This window comes from Streptomyces lichenis (genome assembly GCF_023218175.1).
GTDB classification, from domain to species: domain Bacteria; phylum Actinomycetota; class Actinomycetes; order Streptomycetales; family Streptomycetaceae; genus Streptomyces; species Streptomyces lichenis.
This window is the reverse complement of sequence record NZ_JALPTH010000013.1, coordinates 118440-138127: the sequence shown is the minus strand read 5'-3', so window position 1 is coordinate 138127 and position 19688 is coordinate 118440. Positions and strand designations below refer to the sequence as shown.

Annotated in this window: 21 protein-coding genes; 10 read left to right on the top strand and 11 right to left on the bottom strand. The window is 73.7% G+C overall.

The window, feature by feature from the left end; all coding sequences use genetic code 11:
• Positions 1-17 precede the first annotated feature (17 nt).
• The 4 genes from M1O15_RS15420 to M1O15_RS15405 are packed head-to-tail and all read left to right on the top strand — an operon-like array spanning position 18 to position 1881.
• Positions 18-431, top strand: coding sequence for a RidA family protein (locus tag M1O15_RS15420; RefSeq protein WP_248634395.1), 414 nt, complete (start codon positions 18-20; stop codon positions 429-431).
• Positions 424-852, top strand: coding sequence for a nitrile hydratase (locus tag M1O15_RS15415; RefSeq protein ID WP_248634394.1), 429 nt, complete (start codon positions 424-426; stop codon positions 850-852). Before M1O15_RS15420 ends, M1O15_RS15415 begins: the two co-directional genes overlap by 8 nt.
• Positions 842-1198 (top strand): nitrile hydratase subunit alpha, encoded by a 357-nt coding sequence (locus M1O15_RS15410; protein WP_248634393.1) that lies wholly within the window; start codon positions 842-844, stop codon positions 1196-1198. The genes M1O15_RS15415 and M1O15_RS15410 overlap by 11 nt, the downstream gene beginning before the upstream one ends.
• Positions 1198-1881, top strand: a complete 684-nt coding sequence (locus M1O15_RS15405; RefSeq protein WP_248634392.1) for an alpha/beta fold hydrolase — start codon at positions 1198-1200, stop codon at positions 1879-1881. Before M1O15_RS15410 ends, M1O15_RS15405 begins: the two co-directional genes overlap by 1 nt.
• 66 nt (positions 1882-1947) lie before the next feature.
• On the opposite strand, the gene M1O15_RS15400 is transcribed toward M1O15_RS15405, so the two are convergent.
• Both M1O15_RS15400 and M1O15_RS15395 read right to left on the bottom strand, forming a co-directional pair.
• Entirely contained in the window at positions 1948-2160 is a 213-nt protein-coding gene (locus M1O15_RS15400; RefSeq protein ID WP_248634391.1) for a hypothetical protein, read from the bottom strand.
• Complete coding sequence (locus M1O15_RS15395; RefSeq protein WP_248634460.1) at positions 2157-3416, bottom strand: alpha/beta fold hydrolase; 1260 nt, start codon at positions 3414-3416, stop codon at positions 2157-2159. The genes M1O15_RS15400 and M1O15_RS15395 overlap by 4 nt, the downstream gene beginning before the upstream one ends.
• A 536-nt stretch (positions 3417-3952) precedes the next feature.
• Here M1O15_RS15395 and M1O15_RS15390 point away from each other — a divergent pair.
• The gene (locus M1O15_RS15390; RefSeq protein WP_248634390.1) at positions 3953-4780 is read left to right on the top strand and encodes a hypothetical protein; all 828 of its coding nucleotides are present in this window, start codon (positions 3953-3955) and stop codon (positions 4778-4780) included.
• 210 nt (positions 4781-4990) lie between these two features.
• On the opposite strand, the gene M1O15_RS15385 is transcribed toward M1O15_RS15390, so the two are convergent.
• The 6 genes from M1O15_RS15385 to M1O15_RS15360 all read right to left on the bottom strand — a co-directional run bounded on the left by M1O15_RS15385 (position 4991) and on the right by M1O15_RS15360 (position 12115).
• Positions 4991-6004: a TIGR03842 family LLM class F420-dependent oxidoreductase gene (locus M1O15_RS15385; protein WP_248634389.1), complete on the bottom strand. Its 1014-nt coding sequence runs from the start codon at positions 6002-6004 to the stop codon at positions 4991-4993.
• An 11-nt stretch (positions 6005-6015) separates the two neighbouring features.
• Positions 6016-7455 (bottom strand): dihydropyrimidinase, encoded by a 1440-nt coding sequence (gene hydA, locus M1O15_RS15380; protein ID WP_248634388.1) that lies wholly within the window; start codon positions 7453-7455, stop codon positions 6016-6018.
• 23 nt (positions 7456-7478) lie between these two features.
• The gene (locus tag M1O15_RS15375) at positions 7479-8762 is read right to left on the bottom strand and encodes an aspartate aminotransferase family protein (protein ID WP_248634387.1); all 1284 of its coding nucleotides are present in this window, start codon (positions 8760-8762) and stop codon (positions 7479-7481) included.
• Positions 8759-9601, bottom strand: a complete 843-nt coding sequence (locus tag M1O15_RS15370; RefSeq protein ID WP_248634386.1) for a nitrilase-related carbon-nitrogen hydrolase — start codon at positions 9599-9601, stop codon at positions 8759-8761. Before M1O15_RS15370 ends, M1O15_RS15375 begins: the two co-directional genes overlap by 4 nt.
• A 194-nt stretch (positions 9602-9795) precedes the next feature.
• Positions 9796-11643, bottom strand: a complete 1848-nt coding sequence (locus tag M1O15_RS15365; protein ID WP_248634385.1) for a hypothetical protein — start codon at positions 11641-11643, stop codon at positions 9796-9798.
• Positions 11644-11716: 73 nt separating this feature from the next.
• Entirely contained in the window at positions 11717-12115 is a 399-nt protein-coding gene (locus tag M1O15_RS15360) for a PPOX class F420-dependent oxidoreductase (RefSeq protein ID WP_248634384.1), read from the bottom strand.
• Positions 12116-12243: 128 nt separating this feature from the next.
• Here M1O15_RS15360 and M1O15_RS15355 point away from each other — a divergent pair, with 128 nt between their 5' ends.
• Positions 12244-13455: a PP2C family protein-serine/threonine phosphatase gene (locus tag M1O15_RS15355; RefSeq protein ID WP_248634383.1), complete on the top strand. Its 1212-nt coding sequence runs from the start codon at positions 12244-12246 to the stop codon at positions 13453-13455.
• A gap of 37 nt (positions 13456-13492) precedes the next feature.
• Here M1O15_RS15355 and M1O15_RS15350 read toward each other — a convergent pair whose 3' ends face one another.
• Positions 13493-14977, bottom strand: coding sequence for an alpha/beta hydrolase (locus M1O15_RS15350; protein ID WP_248634382.1), 1485 nt, complete (start codon positions 14975-14977; stop codon positions 13493-13495).
• 189 nt (positions 14978-15166) lie between these two features.
• Between M1O15_RS15350 and M1O15_RS15345 the strand changes: the two genes are divergently transcribed.
• Together M1O15_RS15345 and M1O15_RS15340 are read left to right on the top strand one after the other, a co-directional pair.
• Positions 15167-16351, top strand: coding sequence for a sensor histidine kinase (locus M1O15_RS15345; protein ID WP_248634381.1), 1185 nt, complete (start codon positions 15167-15169; stop codon positions 16349-16351).
• Complete coding sequence (locus M1O15_RS15340; RefSeq protein WP_248634380.1) at positions 16352-17029, top strand: response regulator transcription factor; 678 nt, start codon at positions 16352-16354, stop codon at positions 17027-17029.
• A 29-nt stretch (positions 17030-17058) separates the two neighbouring features.
• Here the strand turns inward: M1O15_RS15340 and M1O15_RS15335 are convergent, their stop codons facing one another.
• Together M1O15_RS15335 and M1O15_RS15330 are read right to left on the bottom strand one after the other, a co-directional pair.
• On the bottom strand, positions 17059-17937 hold the full coding sequence (locus tag M1O15_RS15335; protein WP_248634379.1) for a LysR family transcriptional regulator: 879 nt from the start codon (positions 17935-17937) through the stop codon (positions 17059-17061).
• Between the two features lie 95 nt (positions 17938-18032).
• Entirely contained in the window at positions 18033-18782 is a 750-nt protein-coding gene (locus M1O15_RS15330; protein ID WP_248634378.1) for an SDR family oxidoreductase, read from the bottom strand.
• Positions 18783-18974: 192 nt separating this feature from the next.
• On the opposite strand from M1O15_RS15330, the gene M1O15_RS15325 reads away from it, so the two are divergent.
• Positions 18975-19220 (top strand): hypothetical protein, encoded by a 246-nt coding sequence (locus M1O15_RS15325; protein WP_248634377.1) that lies wholly within the window; start codon positions 18975-18977, stop codon positions 19218-19220.
• Positions 19210-19686: an RNA polymerase sigma factor gene (locus tag M1O15_RS15320; RefSeq protein WP_248634376.1), complete on the top strand. Its 477-nt coding sequence runs from the start codon at positions 19210-19212 to the stop codon at positions 19684-19686. Before M1O15_RS15325 ends, M1O15_RS15320 begins: the two co-directional genes overlap by 11 nt.
• The last annotated feature ends 2 nt before the right edge of the window (positions 19687-19688 follow it).

Here is a 19688-nt window from a genome sequence, read left to right as displayed (position 1 = left end):
TGCCGAAAGGAGCTGCCATGACCGTGGAACGCGTCAATCCACCGTCCGTGCACAGCCCGTCCGATCAGATCAGCCAGGTCGTCACCGTCGATGGGACCCGGCTCGCGTATGTCTCCGGGCAGGTCGCCTGGGACGAGCACGGGTCGCCGGTGGGGCTCGGCGACCATGGGGCCCAGGCGGCACGGATCGCCCGCAACCTCGACGCCGCGCTCGCCGGGGTCGGCGCCACCCGCGACGACATCGTCGAGGAGACCGTCCACGTCGTCGGCTACACACCGGAGCTGCTGCCCGCGATCCTCGGGCCGCTGCGGGCCGGTGTCGCGACGGCGCCCGCGAGCACCCTGGTGGGCGTGTCCGCGCTCTTCGCACCGGAGTACCTCGTCGAGGTCAAGGTCATCGCCGCGCTTCCCGTACGGGGGAGCCATGACTGAGCCGTACCGGCCGGCGGGACCTCGGTACGAGGGGACGCCGGGGCCCTGCCCCACCGGGGAGGACCAGGACCTGGAAGCGGCGCTCACCCGCCGCGCCTGGGCGGACCCGGCCTTCGCCGCGCGACTGGAGCGCGAGCCCCTGGAGGCCCTGGCGTCGATGGGGGTGCGGGTGCGCCCGGGGATCACGGTGCAGGTCAGGCTGCAGAGACGCGACACGCTGTACTACGTCCTGCCACCCGCGAAGCGGCCGGACGAGCCGGACCGCCGTGAGCCTGTGAACCTGATGGACCTGTGGCGCAGCGGGGACAACTTCGTCTGGCTGCTGCCCGAACGGCTCAAGACCGAACTGCTGGCCATGCGCCGGAGTTTCCACCAGGCCCAGGCCGGCACCGATGAGACGCGGAGCAGCCATGGGGCATGACGCGGGCACCGTCCACACCCTCCGGCTCGTCAACGACAGCGCCTACCGGGCGAGGCTCGTCGCCGACCCGAAAGCGGTGCTGTGCGAGGAGTCGGGCCACCACCCCGTACAGGACTTCGCCGTCGAAGCGGTGGAGCAGCGGGACGACACCCTCGTCATCCTGCTCCCCGCGAGACCGGAGGACGGCGAGGACTTCGGGGAGCGGCTCACCGAGGTGTCCCAGCGCGTGTACGACGTGCTGTTCTCGTCCGGAGTCGGCGGGTTCCTGATCCCCGACGACGGTCTGAAGTGGGTTCTGCGGGACATCCGCTCCTCCTGGGCGGCCAGGGCCGCGTCGGAGGAGTGATGGCCACCCTCGTCCTCGTACACGGCTCGTGGCTCGGAGGCTGGGCGTGGGAGCGGGTCGTCCCGGGGCTACGGGCCTTGGGCCACACCGTCTTCTGCCCCTCGCTCGCCCCGGCCGCACCCGGCGTCGGTCTGCGCACCCACATCGCCGAGATCGTCGCCCTGATCGACAGGCACGGTCTCACCGACGTGGTCCTCGTGGGCCACAGCTACGGCGGCATGGTCATCACCGGCGCGGGATACGAACGGCCGCGGCGCATCCGGCAACTCACCTACCTGGACGCGTACTTCCCCTCGCCCGGCCAGTCCGCCTTCGACCTCCAGCCCGTGCTGCGCGAGGCGTGCGACGCCGCTGCCGCCCTGCGGCCGGAGGGCGAGGCATGGCTGATACCGCCTTTCGGCTTCGAGGCCATGGGGCTCGCGGCGGGCGATCTGGAACAGGTGACCGCCCGGGCCCGGCCGCTGAGCCGCGCCACCCACGAGGAACCCCTGCCGGGCCCCGCGTCCGGCCACCCCCACCCACCGGCGACGTACATACGGTTCGGAGGTTCCCCCTACTTCGCCGACGCGGCGCATACGGCGCTACGGCGCGGAGCCCGGCTCCTGACCATCGAAGGCGCCGCCCACCTGGCACCCCTCACCGACCCCGAGCGCGTACGCGCGGCACTCGACCGGTCCAGGTAAGGCTCGCCGGTGTGCGGGGTGTCGCGGCGCGACGAGTCGGGCTGGGACCCTGCCGGGACAGCACCGTCAGAGCGTTTCCTCCATACCGGGGACGAGGACGCGCAGGGGGTCCTGGCCTATGCGGCTCTGCTCGCTCCGGAGGTAGTCGCCTTCCCGGGAGGGGACGACGTCGAAGAGGAAGTAGCGGGACTTCACGGTGAAGGCGAACCGCATGTCCTGCTCCTCGTCGGCCGCAGACCGTTGTGCGGAGCCGACCAGCGCGGTAGCGCGGTCCGTCACTCGTCGGTGACGCCTCCTCCGGTCTCGCGCACCATGCCCAGCAGGCGGGTGAGGACCTTTTCGTCGCCGACGCCGTCGTGCTCGTACTCGTTGGTGACCCACACGCGTGTGTTGCCGACCCTGGCGGCGGTGTCCAGTTGGAGACCTGCGTCCACGTACATGTCGTCGTGGTAGACGGCGGCGACGACCGGGACGTCGTTGGCGGCCAGCCGGGCCGGTTCGTACAGTCGCGGCCAGCTCCCGCGTTCGGCGAGCAGTTCCACCGCCGGCCGGAAGGGACGGAGTGCGGCGATCTCCTCGAACATCCAGGGGTAGATCATCTCGCCGGTGAACAGCAGCGGCCGGCTGGTCTCGGCGAACTGCGGGTGCCGATGCCGCTCCGCCTCGGCGGCCCATCCGGTCGAGCCGCTTCCCTGGCCGTAGATGCTCTCCTGGAGCGCTGCGAACAGCGGATTGTCGCTGTAGGAGGTCCTGGCCAGCACCTGGTGCAGGAAGGTCGCCGACAGCTCCGTCCCGTTGAACGCCTCGTCCAGCAGCCAGTGCAGCCGTTCGTGCCCCGGCTTCATGCCGAGGTCGATGCCCAGCGACTGCAGGCGCCGCACGGTCAGCAGGTCGCCGTCGGGAAGCCGCACCTCCCGTTCGGCGAGCCGGTCGGCGATCCGGCCGACCTGCTCCGCCTGGTGGGGGTAGCGCTGGTAGAACAGCGCGTTCTTCGCCGCGACCCGGGGATAGGTGCGCCGGTAGACCTCGGCGGCCGAGGGATCGAGGGCGGGCAGTCCGCCGGTGACATGGCAGGCGCTGAGTCCTTCGGGGGCCTGTGACAGATAGGTCAGGGTGATGAAGCCGCCGTAGGACTGGCCGAGGGTGGACCAGCGCCGGCCGCCGTACAGAGTCCTGCGCACATACTCGTGGTCGGCGACGATGGCATCGGCTCGGAAGCACGCCAGGAAGTCCGCGGCTTGGCGGGCGGTGGCGAAGGCGTCCATCCGCCGACCGTCGATCCGGGTGCTGCGGCCGGTGCCGCGCTGGTCGACCAGGACCACCCGATGGGCTTTCAGCGCCACTCCGAGCCACCCGCCGAGATCGAGCGGCCGCGGTCCCTTCCCGCCAGGGCCGCCCTGGAGGTAGACGAGGCAGGGCAGGTCCTCGCCGGAGCGCATGGGATCGGTGATGTCGCGGACGAACAGGTCGATGGTGCCGCGGTCGGGATCGGACCAGTCGAGCGGAACCTCGACGGTCTGCTCCCGCACCCGCATGCCGGGGATGGTGTAGGCGACGCTGCCGCTCACGCGCTTGCTCTCCTCCTCCTGCGTTCCGACGAGGGGTGCAGGGGTCGTGCGAACGGTCGCAGACCTGAGCGCGCGGCCGGATCGAGCACCTCGAACGCCGTTGCCGGCTCGGTGCCATGTGGCATTGCACTGACCGTAGGCGCCTCGCTCGGCAAACGGCAAGAGCAGCCCGTCGACTCCGAGAAGTCCCCCACCGGCGGCGGCATCCCGCCCGGTCATCCCCTGCCGCGGCCGACCAGGAAGGTTCGCCATGGCGGCCCCCCGCGAGCCGGGCAGCACCCCGATCCTCTCAACCAGGCTGAAGGAAGAGGCTTGTTGCCCTCCCCCGGGCAAGGGTCTACCTTCTTGCCGCAACACAGCCAACCACCCTGGAACGGACCCGTCCGCTTCCCTTCGAGAGGCCACACACCATGATCGATTCCACACCGCAACGGGGTCTTCCCCGCCCGCCGGCGGCGGCTTCCGGCCCGTCGAAGCGGGTCGTCAGACGGCGCTGGCAGGCCGTGGCGCTGAGCCTGACCCTGCTGGGCACCGCGGCAGGGGTCAGCCACGCGAGCACCGGCCCCCGGCACCTGCCCGAGAGGGCGACCGCCTTCACCACGGCCGCCGCCGCCGTACAGAGCCCGGTACCGCAGGATGTCGTACGGCGGTACAACCTGGACACCCGCTGGTACACCAAGTACGTGGCCGGGCCCACGGACCCGCAGACCGGGCTGCCGCTGCCGGTACTCGGGTCGTCGAGGATCCAGGACGCCACCCTGCTCAAGGCGGCGCGTCAGCTGGACACCCTCACCCGCACCTACCCGTACTACCCGATAGGCGAGCTGAACCGGCGCAAGGTCCGCGTCGTGCTCACGGCCCGGTCCGAGAAGATGAGCTCCATCCCCGAAGTCAGGGCGCAGTACGGGACCTCACTGGACGAGCGCTACTGGGCCGGCATGGGCGCGACCGACAGCCTGCCCCTGTCGGTGGGCACCGAGGCCAACCTCGTGGACAACCAGGGCGGCGAGAACTGCTACGCCCATGAGTTCGGCCACTCGGTCGCCGACATGGCCCTCACCCACATCGATCCCGACTTCCAGCGGCAGCTCGACGCCGCTCTCGGCAACGCCCGCTCGAAGGGCCTGTGGCGGAACACCTACGCACAGACCAACTACCACGAGTACTGGGCCGAGGGGCTGCAGAGCTACTTCGACATCAACCGGGCCGGGCCGGCCGGCGGGGACGGTGTCCACAACGACATCGACACCCGCTCCGAACTCCAGCGGTACGACCCGCAGTTGTTCGCCCTGCTCGACCGCGTCTACCGGGGCGCCAGGCTCCCCTCCTGAACGGGGCGCCGACCAGCCCCCTGTCATCTTCTCCGACCAGCACCACGGTCAGGCCCTGTGTGACATTTCACATGTCAAAGGGCTTTGAGGTCGGCAGATGGGCGGCGTGGTCTGGGGCGGCTGAGGGTGGCCGAAGGGGCTTGACCGTCCGGTCCGGTGAGGTCGCCGGACCGGACGCCGCCCGGTGCCGGCCGGGCGTGATCGGCCGCGTCAGCGAAGGGCGGGGATGACCTCCGCCCCGTAGGCGTCGATCACCGCCTCCCGGGCGTCGTGCATCGCGTACGCCGCGAACTGGTCGACGCCCAGGTCCCGTAGCGTCGTCAGCTTGCCGATGTGCGCGGCGGGCGGGCCGAGGAGGCAGAAGCGGTCCACGATCTCGTCGGGGACGAAGTCGGTGGACGGGTTCCCGGCCCGGCCGTGGTGGCTGTAGTCGTAGCCCTGGCGGGAGGTGATGTACGCGGTGAGGGCCTCGGGCACCAGGCCGGAGTGCTCGCCGTACCGGGTGACCAGGTCGGCGACGTGGTTGCCGACCATGCCGCCGAACCAGCGGCACTGGTCCCGGGCGTGGGCCAGGGCCTCGGGCGAGTCGTCGTCGGTGACGTAGGCCGGGGCGGCGACGCAGATGGTGAGCGAGTCGGGGTCGCGGCCGGCGTCGGCGGCGGCTTGGCGGACGGCCTTGACCATCCACTCGGTGAGGAAGGGGTCGGCAAGCTGGAGGATGAAGCCGTCGGCCTTCCGGCCGGTGAGGGCGAGGGCCTTGGGGCCGTACGCGGCCATCCAGACGGGCAGCCTCCCGTTCTTGATCCACGGGATGCGGATCGTGTTGCCGTCGACGGTCGCCTCGCGGCCCTCCGCGAGGTCGCGGATGGCGTCGACGGCCTCGCCGAGCCGGGCCAGGGTGTTCGGCCGGCGGCCGGCGACCCGCATCGCGGAGTCGCCGCGGCCGATGCCGCAGACGGTCCGGTTGCCGAACATGTCGTTCAGGGTGGCGAAGGTGGAGGCCGTCACCTCCCAGGTGCGGGTGCCCGGGTTGGTCACCATCGGGCCGACCCGGAGCTTGGTGGTGTGTTCGAGGATCCGGCTGTGGATGACGAAGGGCTCCTGCCACAGCACGGCGGAGTCGAAGGTCCAGCCGTAGCGGAAGCCGTTGCGCTCCGCGCGCCGCATCAGGCCGACGACCTGCGAGGCGGGCGGGTCGGTCTGCAGGACGAGTCCGAAGTCCACGCGGCTTCCCTTCAGTCCAGGTACTGGCAGGTGGAGCGGGGCACGAACCGGCCGTGCCCGGGGCTGCCGGTGTACTCCCGGCCGTCCAGCACCACCCGGCCGCGGGAGAGCACCGTCTCCACCCGCCCGGTGAGCGTGCGGCCCTCGTACGCCGAGTAGTCCACGTTCATATGGTGGGTGGCGGCCGAGAGGGTCTGCTCGGCCGCCGGGTCGTAGATCACCAGGTCGGCGTCGGCGCCGGGGGCGATGGTCCCCTTGCGCGGGTAGAGGCCGAACATCCGGGCCGGGGTGGCGCAGGCGATCTCGATCCAGCGGCGGCGGCTGATGTGCCCGTCCAGCACGGCCTGGTGGAGCAGGTCCATCCGGTGCTCCACCCCGGGCAGCCCGTTGGGGATCCTGGAGAAGTCGCCGCGCCCCAGCTCCTTCTGGCCGCTGAAGCAGAACGGGCAGTGGTCGGTGGAGACCACCTGGAGGTCGTTGCCGCGCAGCCCGCGCCAGAGGGCGGCCTGGTGCTCCCGGGGCCGCAGCGGGGTGGAGCAGACGTACTTGGCGCCCTCGAAGTCCGGCTCGGCCAGGTTGTCGGTGGACAGGAACAGGTACTGCGGGCAGGTCTCGCCGAAGACCGGCAGCCCCTTGTCGCGGGCGGCGGCGATCTCGGCGACCGCCTCCTCGGCGGAGACGTGCACCACGTACAGCGGGGCGCCGGCCACCCGGGAGAGCTGGATGGCCCGGTGGGTGGCCTCGGCCTCCAGCAGCACCTTGCGGACCTCGCCGTGGTGGCGCGGGTCGGTCTCCCCGCGGGCCAGTGCCTGCTCCACCAGCACGTCGATGGCGATCCCGTTCTCGGCGTGCATCATGATCAGCCCGCCGCTCGCGGCGCCGCGCTGCATGGCCCGCAGGATCTGGCCGTCGTCGCTGTAGAAGACGCCGGGATAGGCCATGAAGAGCTTGAACGAGGTGATCCCCTCGTCGACGAGGAGGTCCATCTCCTTGAGGGAGGACTCGTTCACGTCGGAGAGGATCATATGGAAGGCGTAGTCGATGGCGCAGCGGCCCTCGGCCTTGGCGTGCCAGGCGTCCAGTCCCTCGCGCAGCGCGCCGCCCCGGGACTGCACCGCGAAGTCCACGATGGTGGTGGTGCCGCCCCAGGCGGCGGCCCGGGTGCCGGTCTCGAAGTCGTCGGAGGCGAAGGTGCCGCCGAACGGCAGCTCCATATGGGTGTGGGCGTCGACTCCGCCCGGGATGACATAGCGGCCGGTGGCGTCGATGACGCGCTCGGCGGTCCAGGCCTCGGCGGCGGAGCTGCCGTGCGCGGCGAGCGCGGCGATCCTGCCGTCCTCGACCAGGACGTCGGCCGGGGTCTCCTCGGCGGCGGTGATGACGAGTCCGCCGCGGACGAGGAGGCGGCCGGTGCCGGGGGTGCCGCCGGCGGAGGCGGGGGTGGTGGTCATGGCCGGTGAGTACCTCCGGGCGTTCAGCAGACGGAGCGCAGGGCGTGTTCCAGGATGTCGGCGCCCTCGGCTGCCTCGGCGGCGGTGAGGGTGAGCGGCGGGGCGATCCGCAGGGCGCTGGAGTCGTGCCCGCCGCCCTTGCCGACGAGCAGTCCGCCCTCGCGGGCGGCCTCCAGCACCGCCCCGGTGGCCTCCGGGTCGGCGCCGCCGGTGCCGGGCTTTGCGATCTCGATGCCGATCATCAGCCCCCGGCCGCGCACCTCGCGGACCCGGTCGAGACCGGCGGTGGCGGCGCGCAGCCGCTCGATGAGCAGTCCGCCGACCCGCCGGGCGTTGCCCTGGAGGTCGTGCTCCAGCAGGTAGGAGAGGTTGGCCAGGCCGGCGGCCATGGTGACGGGCGAGCCGCCGAAGGTGGAGATGGAGTTGGCGGACAGCCCGTTCATGATCTCCGCGCGGCCGACCACCCCGCCGATGGACATCCCGTTGCCGATGCCCTTGGCGAAGGTGAGCAGGTCCGGCGGGCCACCGGCGCCGTGCGCCTGCCAGCCCCAGAAGTGCTCGCCGGTGCGGCCCCAGCCGGTCTGCACCTCGTCGGCGATCCACAGCACCCCGCGCTCGGCCAGCACCTCGCGGAAGGCGGCGTACAGCCCGTCCGGCGGGGAGGTGAAGCCGCCGATGCCCTGCACCGGTTCGGCGATCAGCGCGGCCACGTCCCCGGTGTGGCCGAGCAGGTCGGTGAGGTCCGCCACGCAGGCGGCGGTGAACTCGGCGTCGTCCAGGTGGGCGTAGGGGCCCCGGGTGCGGACGCCGCCGTGGACGTAGAGGGTCTGGAGCGGGGAGAGGGTGGTGGGCGTCCAGGAGCGGTTGCCGGTGATGGAGACGGTGGAGAAGGAGCGCCCGTGGTAGCTGTTGCGCATCGCCAGCACCTGGTTGGAGCGGCGGTGGGCGGTGGCGAGCAGCAGCGCGGTGTCGTTGGCCTCGGTGCCGGAGGTGGTGAAGAAGACCCGGGCGTCGGGGATGCCGGAGAGGGCGGCGATCCGCTCGGCCAGCTCCACCATGGGGCGGTTGAGGTAGAGGGTGGAGGAGTGGATCATCCGGCCGGCCTGCTCGCTGACCGCCCGGGTGACCTCGGGCAGCGCGTGGGCGGTCATGGTGGTGAGGATGCCGCCGAAGAAGTCCAGGTAGCGGCGGCCCTCGGCGTCCCAGACGTACCGGCCCTCGCCGTGGGTGATCTCGATGGGGTCGCGGTAGTAGAGGGTGACCCAGTCGGGGATGACGGCCTGGTGCCGCTTGAGGAGGTCGTTCACGGCCGGATCAGCTCCTCGTACGCGTCGGGGCGGCGGTCCCGGTAGAAGGCCCACTGCTGCCGGACCTGGTCGATCAGGCCGAAGTCGAGGTCGCGGACGACCAGTTCCTCCTCCTTGTCGGAGGCGAGGTCGCCGACGAACCGGCCGCGCGGGTCCACGAAGTAGCTGGTGCCGTAGAAGTCGTTGTCGCCGTACTCCTCGCGGCCCACCCGGTTGATCGCGGCGACGAAGTACTCGTTGGCGACGGCGGCGGCCGGCTGCTCCAGCTGCCAGAGGTGGGCGGAGAGGCCCCGGTGGGTGGCGGAGGGGTTGTAGACGAGCTGGGCGCCGGCGAGGCCGAGTTGCCGCCAGCCCTCGGGGAAGTGGCGGTCGTAGCAGATGTAGACGCCGACCCGGCCGACGGCGGTGTCGAAGACCGGCCAGCCGGCGTTGCCCGGGCGGAAGTAGAACTTCTCCCAGAACCCCTTGACCTGCGGGATGTGGTGCTTGCGGTACTTGCCGAGGTAGGAGCCGTCGGCGTCGATCACGGCCGCGGTGTTGTAGTAGAGGCCCGGGCCCTCGATCTCGAAGACCGGGACGACGATCACCAGGCCGGTCTCGCGGGCCAGTTCCCGCATCCGGGTGACGGTGGGCCCGTCGGGCACCGGTTCCGCCCAGCGGTAGTGCTCGGCATCCTGCACCTGGCAGAAGTAGGGGGCGTTGAACACCTCCTGGAAGCCGATGACCTTCGCTCCCTGGCGGGCCGCCTCCCGGGCGTGCTCCTCATGCTTGGCGATCATGGAGTCGGTGTCGCCCGTCCAGGTCGCCTGGACCAGCGCTGCGCGCACGGTATGGGACATGGGGCTGCTCCTTCGCGACATGCGTCGACGAGCTCTACGCCCGTAGAAGCGGTGCGTAGACAGTGAACGTAAGCCGCGTCACATGCGGGAGCAAGACCGCCGCCGTGAAGCAACGGAGTCGATCATGTTTCGCACCCGAGTGGTCCACATCGGGCGGAGGCGGACACGAGGTCGATCGCCCGGGCAGGCGGTCGTCAGCCGGCGAGGCCGGATACCCGCAGGGCGTGCACCAGGGCTTCCTCGCGGGCCGGGGCGGCGGGGGCGGCGGCGCGGGCCGCGTCCAGCAGCAGCGGGACCAGCCGGTGCGGGGCGTACGCGGCGAGGCGGGCGGCCTCCTCGGCGGGCCGGCAGCCGACGAAGGCGTCCAGCAGGGCGCGGGCGTGCGCGGTGCGGCCGCTGTCCTCCAGCGCCAGCACGGCCGCCGCGGTCTCGTCGGTGGGCCGGGCCACGCCCTGGCGCAGCAGGGCCTCGGCGTCCCGGTCGCGGCCCGCGTCGGCGAGCGCCCGGCCCAGTTCGGCGATCCGCTCGGAGGGCAGGGAGGCGGCCTCCCAGAGCAGGGTGGCCCAGTCGGCGGCCAGCCCGGCGGTGCCCAGTTCCCCGGCGAGCGGGGGCACCAGCTCCGCGGGCCAGGCGGCGGCCTCGCAGAGCAGGGCGTGCGCCTCGCCGCCCCGCCCGCCCGCGCGCAGCCGCCGCAGCGCGGCCACGGCCTGACGCGCGGGCCCCGGGTCGGGGCGGGGCGCGGGCGGGGCCTCCTCCGGGACGACCGGGGCGAACCGGGCGCCGCGCGGGGCGGCGGTGGCGGTGACCGGAGCGCCCAGGAGCGCGGCCGGGCCGGCCGCCTCGACCTCGGACCCGTACGGGTCCGGCTCCTCGGGGACCTCGTCCAGCCAGGCGTACCGCGCGCCACGCGGCCGCCCGGCCCGACCCCGCCGCCGAGCGCGGTGCCTGGCGGGGTCGACGGGGGCTTCGGGTTCTACGGGGACGGGGGCGGCCGGCGGTTCGCCAACGGGGGACGGCTCGGTGCCCGGGCCGGTGTCCGGGTGGACGGGGGCGGGCTCCCTGGCGCCCGGTGGGGCGGTGCCCGGGCCCGGGGCACGCAGGCCGGCGGGGAACGGGCCGGGCTCCCCGGCGACCGGCGGGAGGGTGTACGAGCCCGGGGCCCGCGCGGGCTCCGTGGCGTCCGGGCCGGAGTACGGGCCCGGGGCCCACGCGGGCTTCCTGACATCCGGGCCGGTGTACGAGCCAGGGGCCCGGAAGGCGGGGTCGGGGCCGGGGTCTCCGGCGACCGACGGGACGGCGCCCGGGCCGGAGTACGGGCTCGGGGCCCGGAGGGCGGAACCCGTGGCGAGGCCGGGGTACGGGTCGTGAGCCGGGGCGGGGTCCATGGCGGCCGGCGAGTGGCTGGCGGGGGCGGGGTCCATGGCGGCCGACGAATGGCCGGCCGGAGCAGGGTCCATGGCGGCCGGCGAGTGACGGGCCGAGACGGTGTCCGGGCGGGCCGGAGCAGGGTCCATGGCGGCTGACGGGTGGACGGCGGGGCCGAGGGCGGTGAGGCGGGCGGTGAGTTCGGCGGTGCGGGCCTCGGCGCGGGCGAGGTCGTCGCGGACCCAGACCAGTTCACGGGTGAAGCCGGCCGCCTCGGCGGAACCGGGGACGGCGCGGCCCAGCAGGTCCAGCAGTGCGGTACGGCGCCGGTCGGCGCGCTCCCGCTCCCCCGCCATCAGCCGGATCCGCTCCCGCAGCGCCGCCCGGCCGCCGGGGCGCCGGTCGTGGGCCGCCGCCGCGGCGGCGTGCACGGCGGCGGCGCGGGGGCGTTCCCGCTCCGCGGCCTTCGGGCCGTACCGGACCGCCAGGTCGTACAGCAGCGCCTCGACCACGTCCCAGGGCGGGATCTCGGTGCCGTCCAGGCAGGCGCGCAGGCCCTCGGGGTCGCGGCCGGCGAAGACCCCGTACCAGCCGTCCGCCGGATCGAGCAGCCCGGTCAGCCGATGGAGTAAGGCCGCCGACTCGGCGGCTCCGGTGATGAGTTGAGGGTCCGACACGCGCGCTCCCGGCCTTCGGCGGAACTGGCGGAACTTGTCGGAGGCATTGGACCGCGGGCGTGTTACGCCTGGGCTACGGCTGCTTTTCCGCCGTGAGCCGCACCGCGATCCCGGTGTGCGGGCGCTTGCCGCGCCGGAAGACCGCGGCCGGCGCGTCGATCAGCCAGAACTGCCAGCTGTACTTGCGGGACAGCAGCCTGCGCACCCGCTTCAGCTCGTCCGTCTCCAGCAGCCGGGCGGTGCCCTCGGCGTGCGGGGCGTCGTCGGCCACGTTGCCGCGCAGGTCGCAGGGGGCGACGATCACCCGCTGGTCGCGGCGCAGCCGCTTGACCTTCCAGGAGTCGGAGTTGGTCCAGACGAGGATGTCGTCGCCGTCCACCGCGTACCAGACGGGGGTGGCGACGCCCGTGCCGTCCTTGCGGAAGGTGGTGAGGCTGAGGTAGCGGCCGTGCCGCAGCGTCTCGGGAGTCACGGCGCCGAGCCTACGCGGCACCTGGCGGGATCGTATGGGTATGGTCCGGTAGCACGTGTACGGCGTACGTGCCGAGCCCTTCCGCGAGTGAGCGGGCGCGGGGCCCGCGTACGAGTTGCGGAGAGACGATGTCACACAGTCGAGAAACCCTGGCGCAGATTTTGGACGCCGCCGAGGACGCGGCGCCGGTGCGGTCGCTGGACGTGGTGGCCGGCCATCTGCGCGAGCGGTTCGCCGCCCGCCAGGTGTCCTTCCTCTTCCCCGATGTCGTCGGGCAGCGGGTGGTGCGGGTCAGCGAGGCCTCCGCGGCACCCGCGGATCCGGACGACGAGAAGGCGGTGGCGCTGGCGGGCAGCGTCTACGACGAGGTGCTGCGCACCCAGCGGATCAGCCGGCGCACGGGCGGGGCCGGCGAGGAGTGGGTGGTCGCGCCGGTCACCAACCGCGGCGACACCATCGGCCTGCTGGAGCTGCGCCTGGAGCAGGTCACCGAGGAGATGCTGCGGCAGGTGGGCGACGCGGCGCACGCGCTGGCGTACATCGTCGTGACCGACCGGCGCTTCACCGACCTGTACCACTTCCACCGCCGTACCACCCCCTTCAGTCTCGCCGCGGAGATCCAGCACCAGCTGCTGCCGTCCGCCCCGTCCTGCGAGGCGGCGCAGTTCGCCCTCGCGGGGGCTCTGCTGCCGGCCGACGACGTCGGCGGTGACACCTACGACTACAGCCTCGACCAGGACACCCTGCATCTGTCCATCACCGACGCCATGGGCCATGACACCCGCTCGGCGCTGCTGGCCACCCTGCTGGTCAACGCCGCCCGCGGCGCCCGGCGGGCCGGGATGGGCCTCGCCGACCAGGCCGAGCGGATCCACCGGGCGCTCAAGGAGCACGGCGGTGGCGCCCTGGCCACCGGGCAGTTGCTCTGCATCCGCCTGGACGGCGGCGGCGCGCAGCTGGTCAACGCCGGCCATCCCTGGCCCCTGCGGCTGCGCGGGGGCCGGACGGAGGAGGTGCGGCTGGAGATCGACCTGCCCTTCGGGGTCGGCCGGACCAGCCCCGGTTACCACGTGCAGGACATCGACCTGCGTCCCGGGGACCGGCTGCTGCTGTACACCGACGGCGTCCAGGACCGCGGTGCGGCGTCCGTGGCACTGCCGGAACTGCTCTCCCGTACCGCCGGGGAGCATCCGCGCGAGGTGGTGCGAGCGCTGGCCGCCGCCGTGGTGGAGGCCAGCGGGGGCCGCTTGCAGGACGACGCGACCGTGCTGTGCCTGGACTGGCACGGCCCCACCGGGCAGGACCGGCACACCCGGGCCGGCAGCGAGCTCCGTCCCTGAGCGGCCCCCGGGCGCCGGCACGTCGGGTCGGGTCGGGTCAGCGGCGGGCTTCGGCCGGGCAGGCGAGGTCCGTGGACGGGCGCCTGCCGGTGGTGAGGAAGGCGGTCGCCGCGTCATTGGCGCAGGTGTTGCGGCCGAAGGGGTAGACGCCGTGGCCGCCCTGGTCGGCGGTCACCATCCGGGCGCGCTCCCCCAGCGTCCGGCGCATCCGCTGGGCGCCCGTCAGCGGTGTGCCCGGGTCCCGTTCGTTCTGCACCAGGAGGATGTTCGAGGGGCCGCGGTCGCTGATCCGCACCGGCGGTTCGCGGCGCTCGTCCGGCCAGAAGGCGCAGGGCGTGACGTTCGCCGTGGACGCGCCGATCAGCGGGTGGCGCAGCCGGTCGACCAGGACGTTGAGCTGGTAGGTGCCGAGGTTCCTCGGCCAGCGGGAGTCGGCACACAGCACGTAGAGGCGGGCGGCCATCGTGTTCTCCTGGTTCGGCGGCAGTTCGCCGGGCTCCAGTCGGCCGGCGGCCAGGTCCTGCCAGGCCCTGGCCAGGACGGGCATCAGCCCGTCCACGTACAGCCCCTGGAAGGTCAGACCGCGGAACAGCGTCCCGTCGACGCCCTCGACCGGCTTGGCGTCCAGCCGCCGGGCGAGCGCGTGGTACGTGGCGGTCACCTGCGCGGGGGTGGAGCCGAGGCCGTACTCGGGGTGCGCGGCCGCGAACGCCGCGAAGTCGGGGAAGCGGTCCTCCATGCCGCGCCCGAGGGCCCGGAAGGCGGTGACGTCGTAGCCGCCGGGGCCCAGCACGCTGTCGAGCACGATCCGGTCGCCGCGCCGGGGGAACATCGTGGCGTAGACCGCGCCGAGCTGGGAGCCGTAGGAGTGTCCGAGGTAGGAGACGGTGCTCTCGCCCAGGGCGGCCCGGATGCGGTCCATGTCGCGGGCGGTGTTCGCCGTCGTGGTGTGCGGCAGCATCCAGGTGGTCCTGGAGGTGGCGCACCGCCGGGCGACGGTACGGGCGTAGGACGCCTCGCGGGTGACGTCGGCCGGGCCCCGGGCGTGGACGGGGAAGGCGCCGCGCTGCTGCTGGGCCGGGGTGAGGTGGCAGGTGACCGGGGTGCTGCGGCCGGTGCCGCGCGGGTCGAAGCCGATGATGTCGTACGCGTCCAGCACCGCGCGCGGCAGCTTCGCGGCGGCGAGGTCCGCCGGGTGGGCGAGACCGGGGGCGCCGGGGCCGCCGGGGTTGGTCAGCAGCACCCCGCGGCGCTTGGCGGGGTTTTCACTCGGCAGCCGGGAGAGGGCGATCTCGATCGTGCGGCCGCCGGGGTGGCGGTAGTCCAGCGGGACCTTGAGGGTGGCGCACCGCAGCGAGGGTGAGGCGGTGGGCTTCGGGCACGGGCCCCATCGCAGCGGCGCCGGTGCCTCCGCCGCGGGGGCCGGGGCCGGGCTGGTGGCGGCGGCCGGGTACGGCGCGGCCGCGGTCGCGGCCAGGGCGGCCGCCGCGAGGGTGAGGGCCAGGGGTGTGCGGTGTTTCATCCGATGTCCTCCGCGTCGTCCATGGGCCCCTCAGTCTGTTCGGCTCGTGCCGCCGGTACGTCGGCCTGCCGGCCCGCTCCGGCCCTCGACCGGGGGTGAGGCCGACCGGGGCCCGCTACGACCTGGGTAGGGGGTCCGCCCCGACCCGGGGCGGAGTCACCCCCCGGGCGCGGCCGGGATAATCGACGGATGAGAACGGGTGGCGCGCCACGTCGTGGCCCTTGGCAGCAGGCGGCGCGGTTCGCGGCGGCCGCGGCGGTGGGGGTGTCGCTCTGGGTCGCCACCGCGGCGATGGTGGAGCCGGGGTGCGCGGCGCACTCCTGCTCATGGCTGGCCACCGGCGATCCGCTGATCGCCGTCGGCTGTCTGGCGGCGCTGTTCTGGCGGCACCGGTTCCCCCTCGCCGTGGCGCTCTCGACCGCGGTCGCGTCGGCCGGCTCGACCCTCGCCGCCGGTGCCGCGCTGCTGGCGCTGGGCTCGCTGTCCACCCGCCGCAGACCGCCGGAGATCGCGCTGGCGGTGGCGGCCTTCGTGGTGGCGCCGCTGTTCGTCGGCGAGCTGTACCCGCTGCCGAGCGCCCCCGGTTCGTTCTGGCTGCCCACCCTGACGCAGGCTCTGGCGGGGGGTGCCGCGGTGGCCGCGGGCACCGCGGTCGGGGCGCGCCGGGCCGAGGTCCGGTCGCTGCGGGAGCGGGCGCACGGCGCGGAGCGGGAGCAGCGGGCGCGGGCGGACCGGGCCCGGGCACTGGAGCGCAACCGCATCGCCCGCGAGATGCACGATGTGCTGGCCCACCGGATCTCCCTGGTCGCCATGCAGGCCGGGGCGCTGGACCACCGCGCCGATCTGGCGGCCGAGGAGGCGCGGGTCCTGGTCCGGGGCATCGTGGACGGCTCCCACCAGGCCCTGGAGGAGCTGCGCGACGTCCTCGGGGTGCTCCGGGCCGATCCGGACCGGCCGGAGCAGCGGCCGCCCTCGCTGGCGCGGGTCCCCGCCCTGGTGGCGGAGGCACGGTCGTACGGCCTGGACGCCGTGTTCGCCTCCACCGTGACGGCGGAGCCGCCCGAGGCGGCCGGGCGCACCTGCTACCGGACCGTCCAGGAGGCCCTGACCAACGCGGCCAAGCACGCGCCCGGGTCCCGGGTGCGGGTGACGGTGGACGGGGCGCCCGGCGGGGACCTGCGGGTCGCGGTCCGCAACGGCCCCGCGACGGCGGCGGCCACCGGCGCGGCGGCCTCGGGCTTCGGGCTGCCGGGCCTCGCCGAACGGGTCGCGCTGCTCGGCGGGGAGCTCGACTACCACCCCACGGCCGACGGCGGGTACCTCCTCTCCGCGCGGCTGCCCTGGCCGCGCCCCCCTGACGAACGGAGAAGCTGAGTGGACGGCGAACGGCAGCCGGTGCGGGTCCTGGTCGTGGACGACGAGCAGCTGGTCCGGGTGGCCCTGCGCCTCATCCTGGACGGCGAGCCCGATCTGACCGTGGTCGCCGAGGCGGCCGACGGGGACGGCGCGGTCCGCGCGGTGCGGGAGTCGCGGCCGGACGTGGTGCTGATGGATGTGCGGATGCCGGGCCGGGACGGTCTCAGCGCCACCGAGGGGGTGCTGGCACTGCCCGCCCCTCCGCGGGTCCTGATGCTGACCACCTTCGACTCCGACGACCTGGTGCTCGGCGCGCTCCGGGCGGGGGCGCTCGGCTTCGTACTGAAGGACACCCCGCCGGCGCGGATCGCGGACGCGGTGCGGACGGTCGCGGGCGGCGATCCGGTGCTGTCCCCGCAGGCCGCGACGCGGGTGATCGCGGCGGCCACCGCCCGGCGGTCGCCCCACGCCCGCAGGGCCGAACGCGAGGCCGCCCGGGAGCGGCTGGCCGCCCTGACCGAGCGGGAGCTGGACACCGCGCGGGCGGTCGCGGAGGGCCTGGGCAACCCGGAGATCGCCGGTCGGCTGGGTATCTCGGTCGCGACCGTCAAGGCGCACATCACCAGCCTGTTCGGCAAGCTGTCGGTCGCCAACCGGGTCCAGATCGCCCTGCTGGTCCGCGACGCCGAGGAGTGAGCGGCCGGGCCCGGCGCACACGGTGACGGTCAGCGGAGGGCGGCCGTGGTCAGGAAGGCCTCCGTGGCCGGGCCGGTGGCCCGGGCGGAGTGCAGGGCGTGCAGGGGTGCCCGCAGCGGCGGGTCGAGGGCGAGGACGGTGACCGCCCCGCCCGCGGCGGGGCCCGGCGGGGTGGTGACGAAGGCGAGCCGGTCGGTGCCGATGACGGCGGTGGCGGGCGGGGTGCCCTGGAGGGAGGTGCGTTCGGTACGGGGTTCGAAACCGGCGGCGCGGCAGTGGTCGAGCAGCAGGTCGGTGTACCCGGACCGACCGGGGCGGCCCCAGACGACGAAGCGCTGGTCGGCCAGTTCGGCGAGGGCCACGGACGGCCGGGCGGCCAGCGGGTGGTCGGCGGCGACCGCGATGTTGAGGGGCTGGTGGCCCAGGGTGGTGCGGGTCAGCCCGTGCGGCGCGGTCATGCCCCGGCACAGTCCGACGTCGATGTCCCCGGCCAGCAGGGCGTCGGCCAGCTCGTCCGGGTAGCGCGGGCTGACGTCGGCGGCCAGCTCGGGGTGGGTGGCGCCGACCCGGCGCAGCAGGGCGGTGACCTCCTCCCCGGTGACCGCGGGGGTGTGGCCCAGCCGCAGCACCTCCCGCTCGCCGCGGCCGATACGGCGGGCCCGTCGCAGGGCGGAGCGCACCGCGCCGCGCAGCGCCCGGGCGTCCTCGACCAGCGCGACCCCGGCGGGCAGCAGGCGGACGCCGCCGGCGGTGCGCTCCAGCAGGGTGACGCCGACCTCGCGCTCCAGGACCCGGATGGAGGTGGACAGGGCCTGCTGGGACAGGTGCAGCCGGGCCGCGGCACGGGTGATGCTGCCCTCCTCGGCCACCGCGATCAGGTACTCCAGCCTGTTCAGGTCCAGCCCCATGCCCGCTCGCCTCCCTCTCCCGTCCCCGGCCCCCCCCGCCCGACGATCGTCCCGCACGGGGCCGGCCGCGGAGGCGACCGGCCCGGCGGTACGGACTACCGGGTGGTGTAGCCGCCGTTGGCGAACAGCGTCTGCCCGGTGATCCACCAGCCCTCGGTGGCCAGGAACCTGATCAGCGGGACGATGTCCTCGATATGGGTGAGCTGACCGCCCATCGCCTGGGACTTGTGGAACTCCACCCGCTCCGGCGTCTCCTGGGGGTAGAAGAACGGCGTGTCCATCGGCCCCGGCGCCACCACGTTCACCGAGATCGACCGGTCGGCGAACTCCTTGGCGGCCGCCCGGGTGAAGTGCTCCAGCGGCGCCTTGCCGCCCGCGTAGGTGGAGTAGCCGTCGGTGAAGGCGGCCAGCAGGGAGGTGCCCAGGCTGACGATCCGGCCGTGGTCGTTCAGCCGGCGCCCGGCCTCCTGGAGGAAGAAGTACGCCGCCTTGGCGTTGACGCCGAACATCCGGTCGTACTCTTCCTCGGTGGTCTCCAGGATCGGCTTGCGCAGCACCATCCCGGTCGTGTTCACCGCGATGTCGACGCCGCCGAAGGTGTCCACCGCGGTGTCGAACAGCCGCCGCACCTGCGCGACGTCCGTCAGGTCCCCCTGGACGGAGACGGCCTGACCGCCGGCGTCCTCGACGGCCCGGACGGTCTCCTCGGCCTCCTTCTCGCCGGTGTGGTAGTGCACCACCACCTTGGCCCCGTCCCCCGCGAACGTCCTGCTGATCAGGGCGCCCAGGTTCTTCTCGCCCCCGCCGACGACCGCCACCTTGTCCCGCAGCGTGTGCTCGGCCATGTCCAGCACCTCCTTGTGTCACCGTCGGTCACCGGCTTGATCACCGACCACTCACGAGGCTAGGCAGACATAACGGGCGTAGGCCAACAGAACATCCCTGTGGAGCCACAGACGCCGTCGATACCCCCCTCTGAATTTCATGTGATCCAGATCACATTTCACACTGGGCCGCCCGGTCCGCTCTCTCCTGGCATGACGGAGAACAGCGCACACCGCGCCGCCACCGCCCCCGCCCAGAGCGAGACCGGCGGGCTGGTCCTGCTCATCAACTCGGCCCTCGGCGGCGTCGGTACCGTGTATGTGACGACCGACTCCACTGCTGTCACGGTCGTTTCGGCCGTGCTGGTGCTCCTGATCACGGTGGTGGTCCTGGCGGTGCGGCGTACCGCCGGCGCGGGGGACGGGACCGACCGGAAGGACGAGCGGGGTGGCCGATGACGACGCGTACGAGGTCTTCTTCGAGGAGCAGTACCCGAGGGTGGCGGCGATGCTGATCGCCTACCGCGGCTTCGCGCCGGAGATCGCCGAGGAGGCGGCCGCCGAGGCCATGATCCGGCTGTACGAGCGGTGGCACACCGTGCGCTCACCGCGGGCCTGGGTGCGGACGGTGGCCTTCCGGGTCGCCGTCGGCCTGGCCGTGAACCGTCCGGACGGGCTGCCGGAGTGGGAGGTGGCCGACGGGCGGCCGGCCGAGGAGCTGGAGGCGGCGTTACTCGCCCTGGCCGCCGGGACGGCCGCGGCGAAACTGCCGCCTCGTCAGCGGGAGGTCATGGAACTGGCCCTGGCCGATCTGAGCCCGGCGGAGATCGCCGAGACCCTGGGCAGCACCCCGGAGCAGGTCCGGGGCAATCTGGCGCACGCCCGGCGGGCGATGAGGACCCTGATGGGGAGCGAGGAGGGATGACC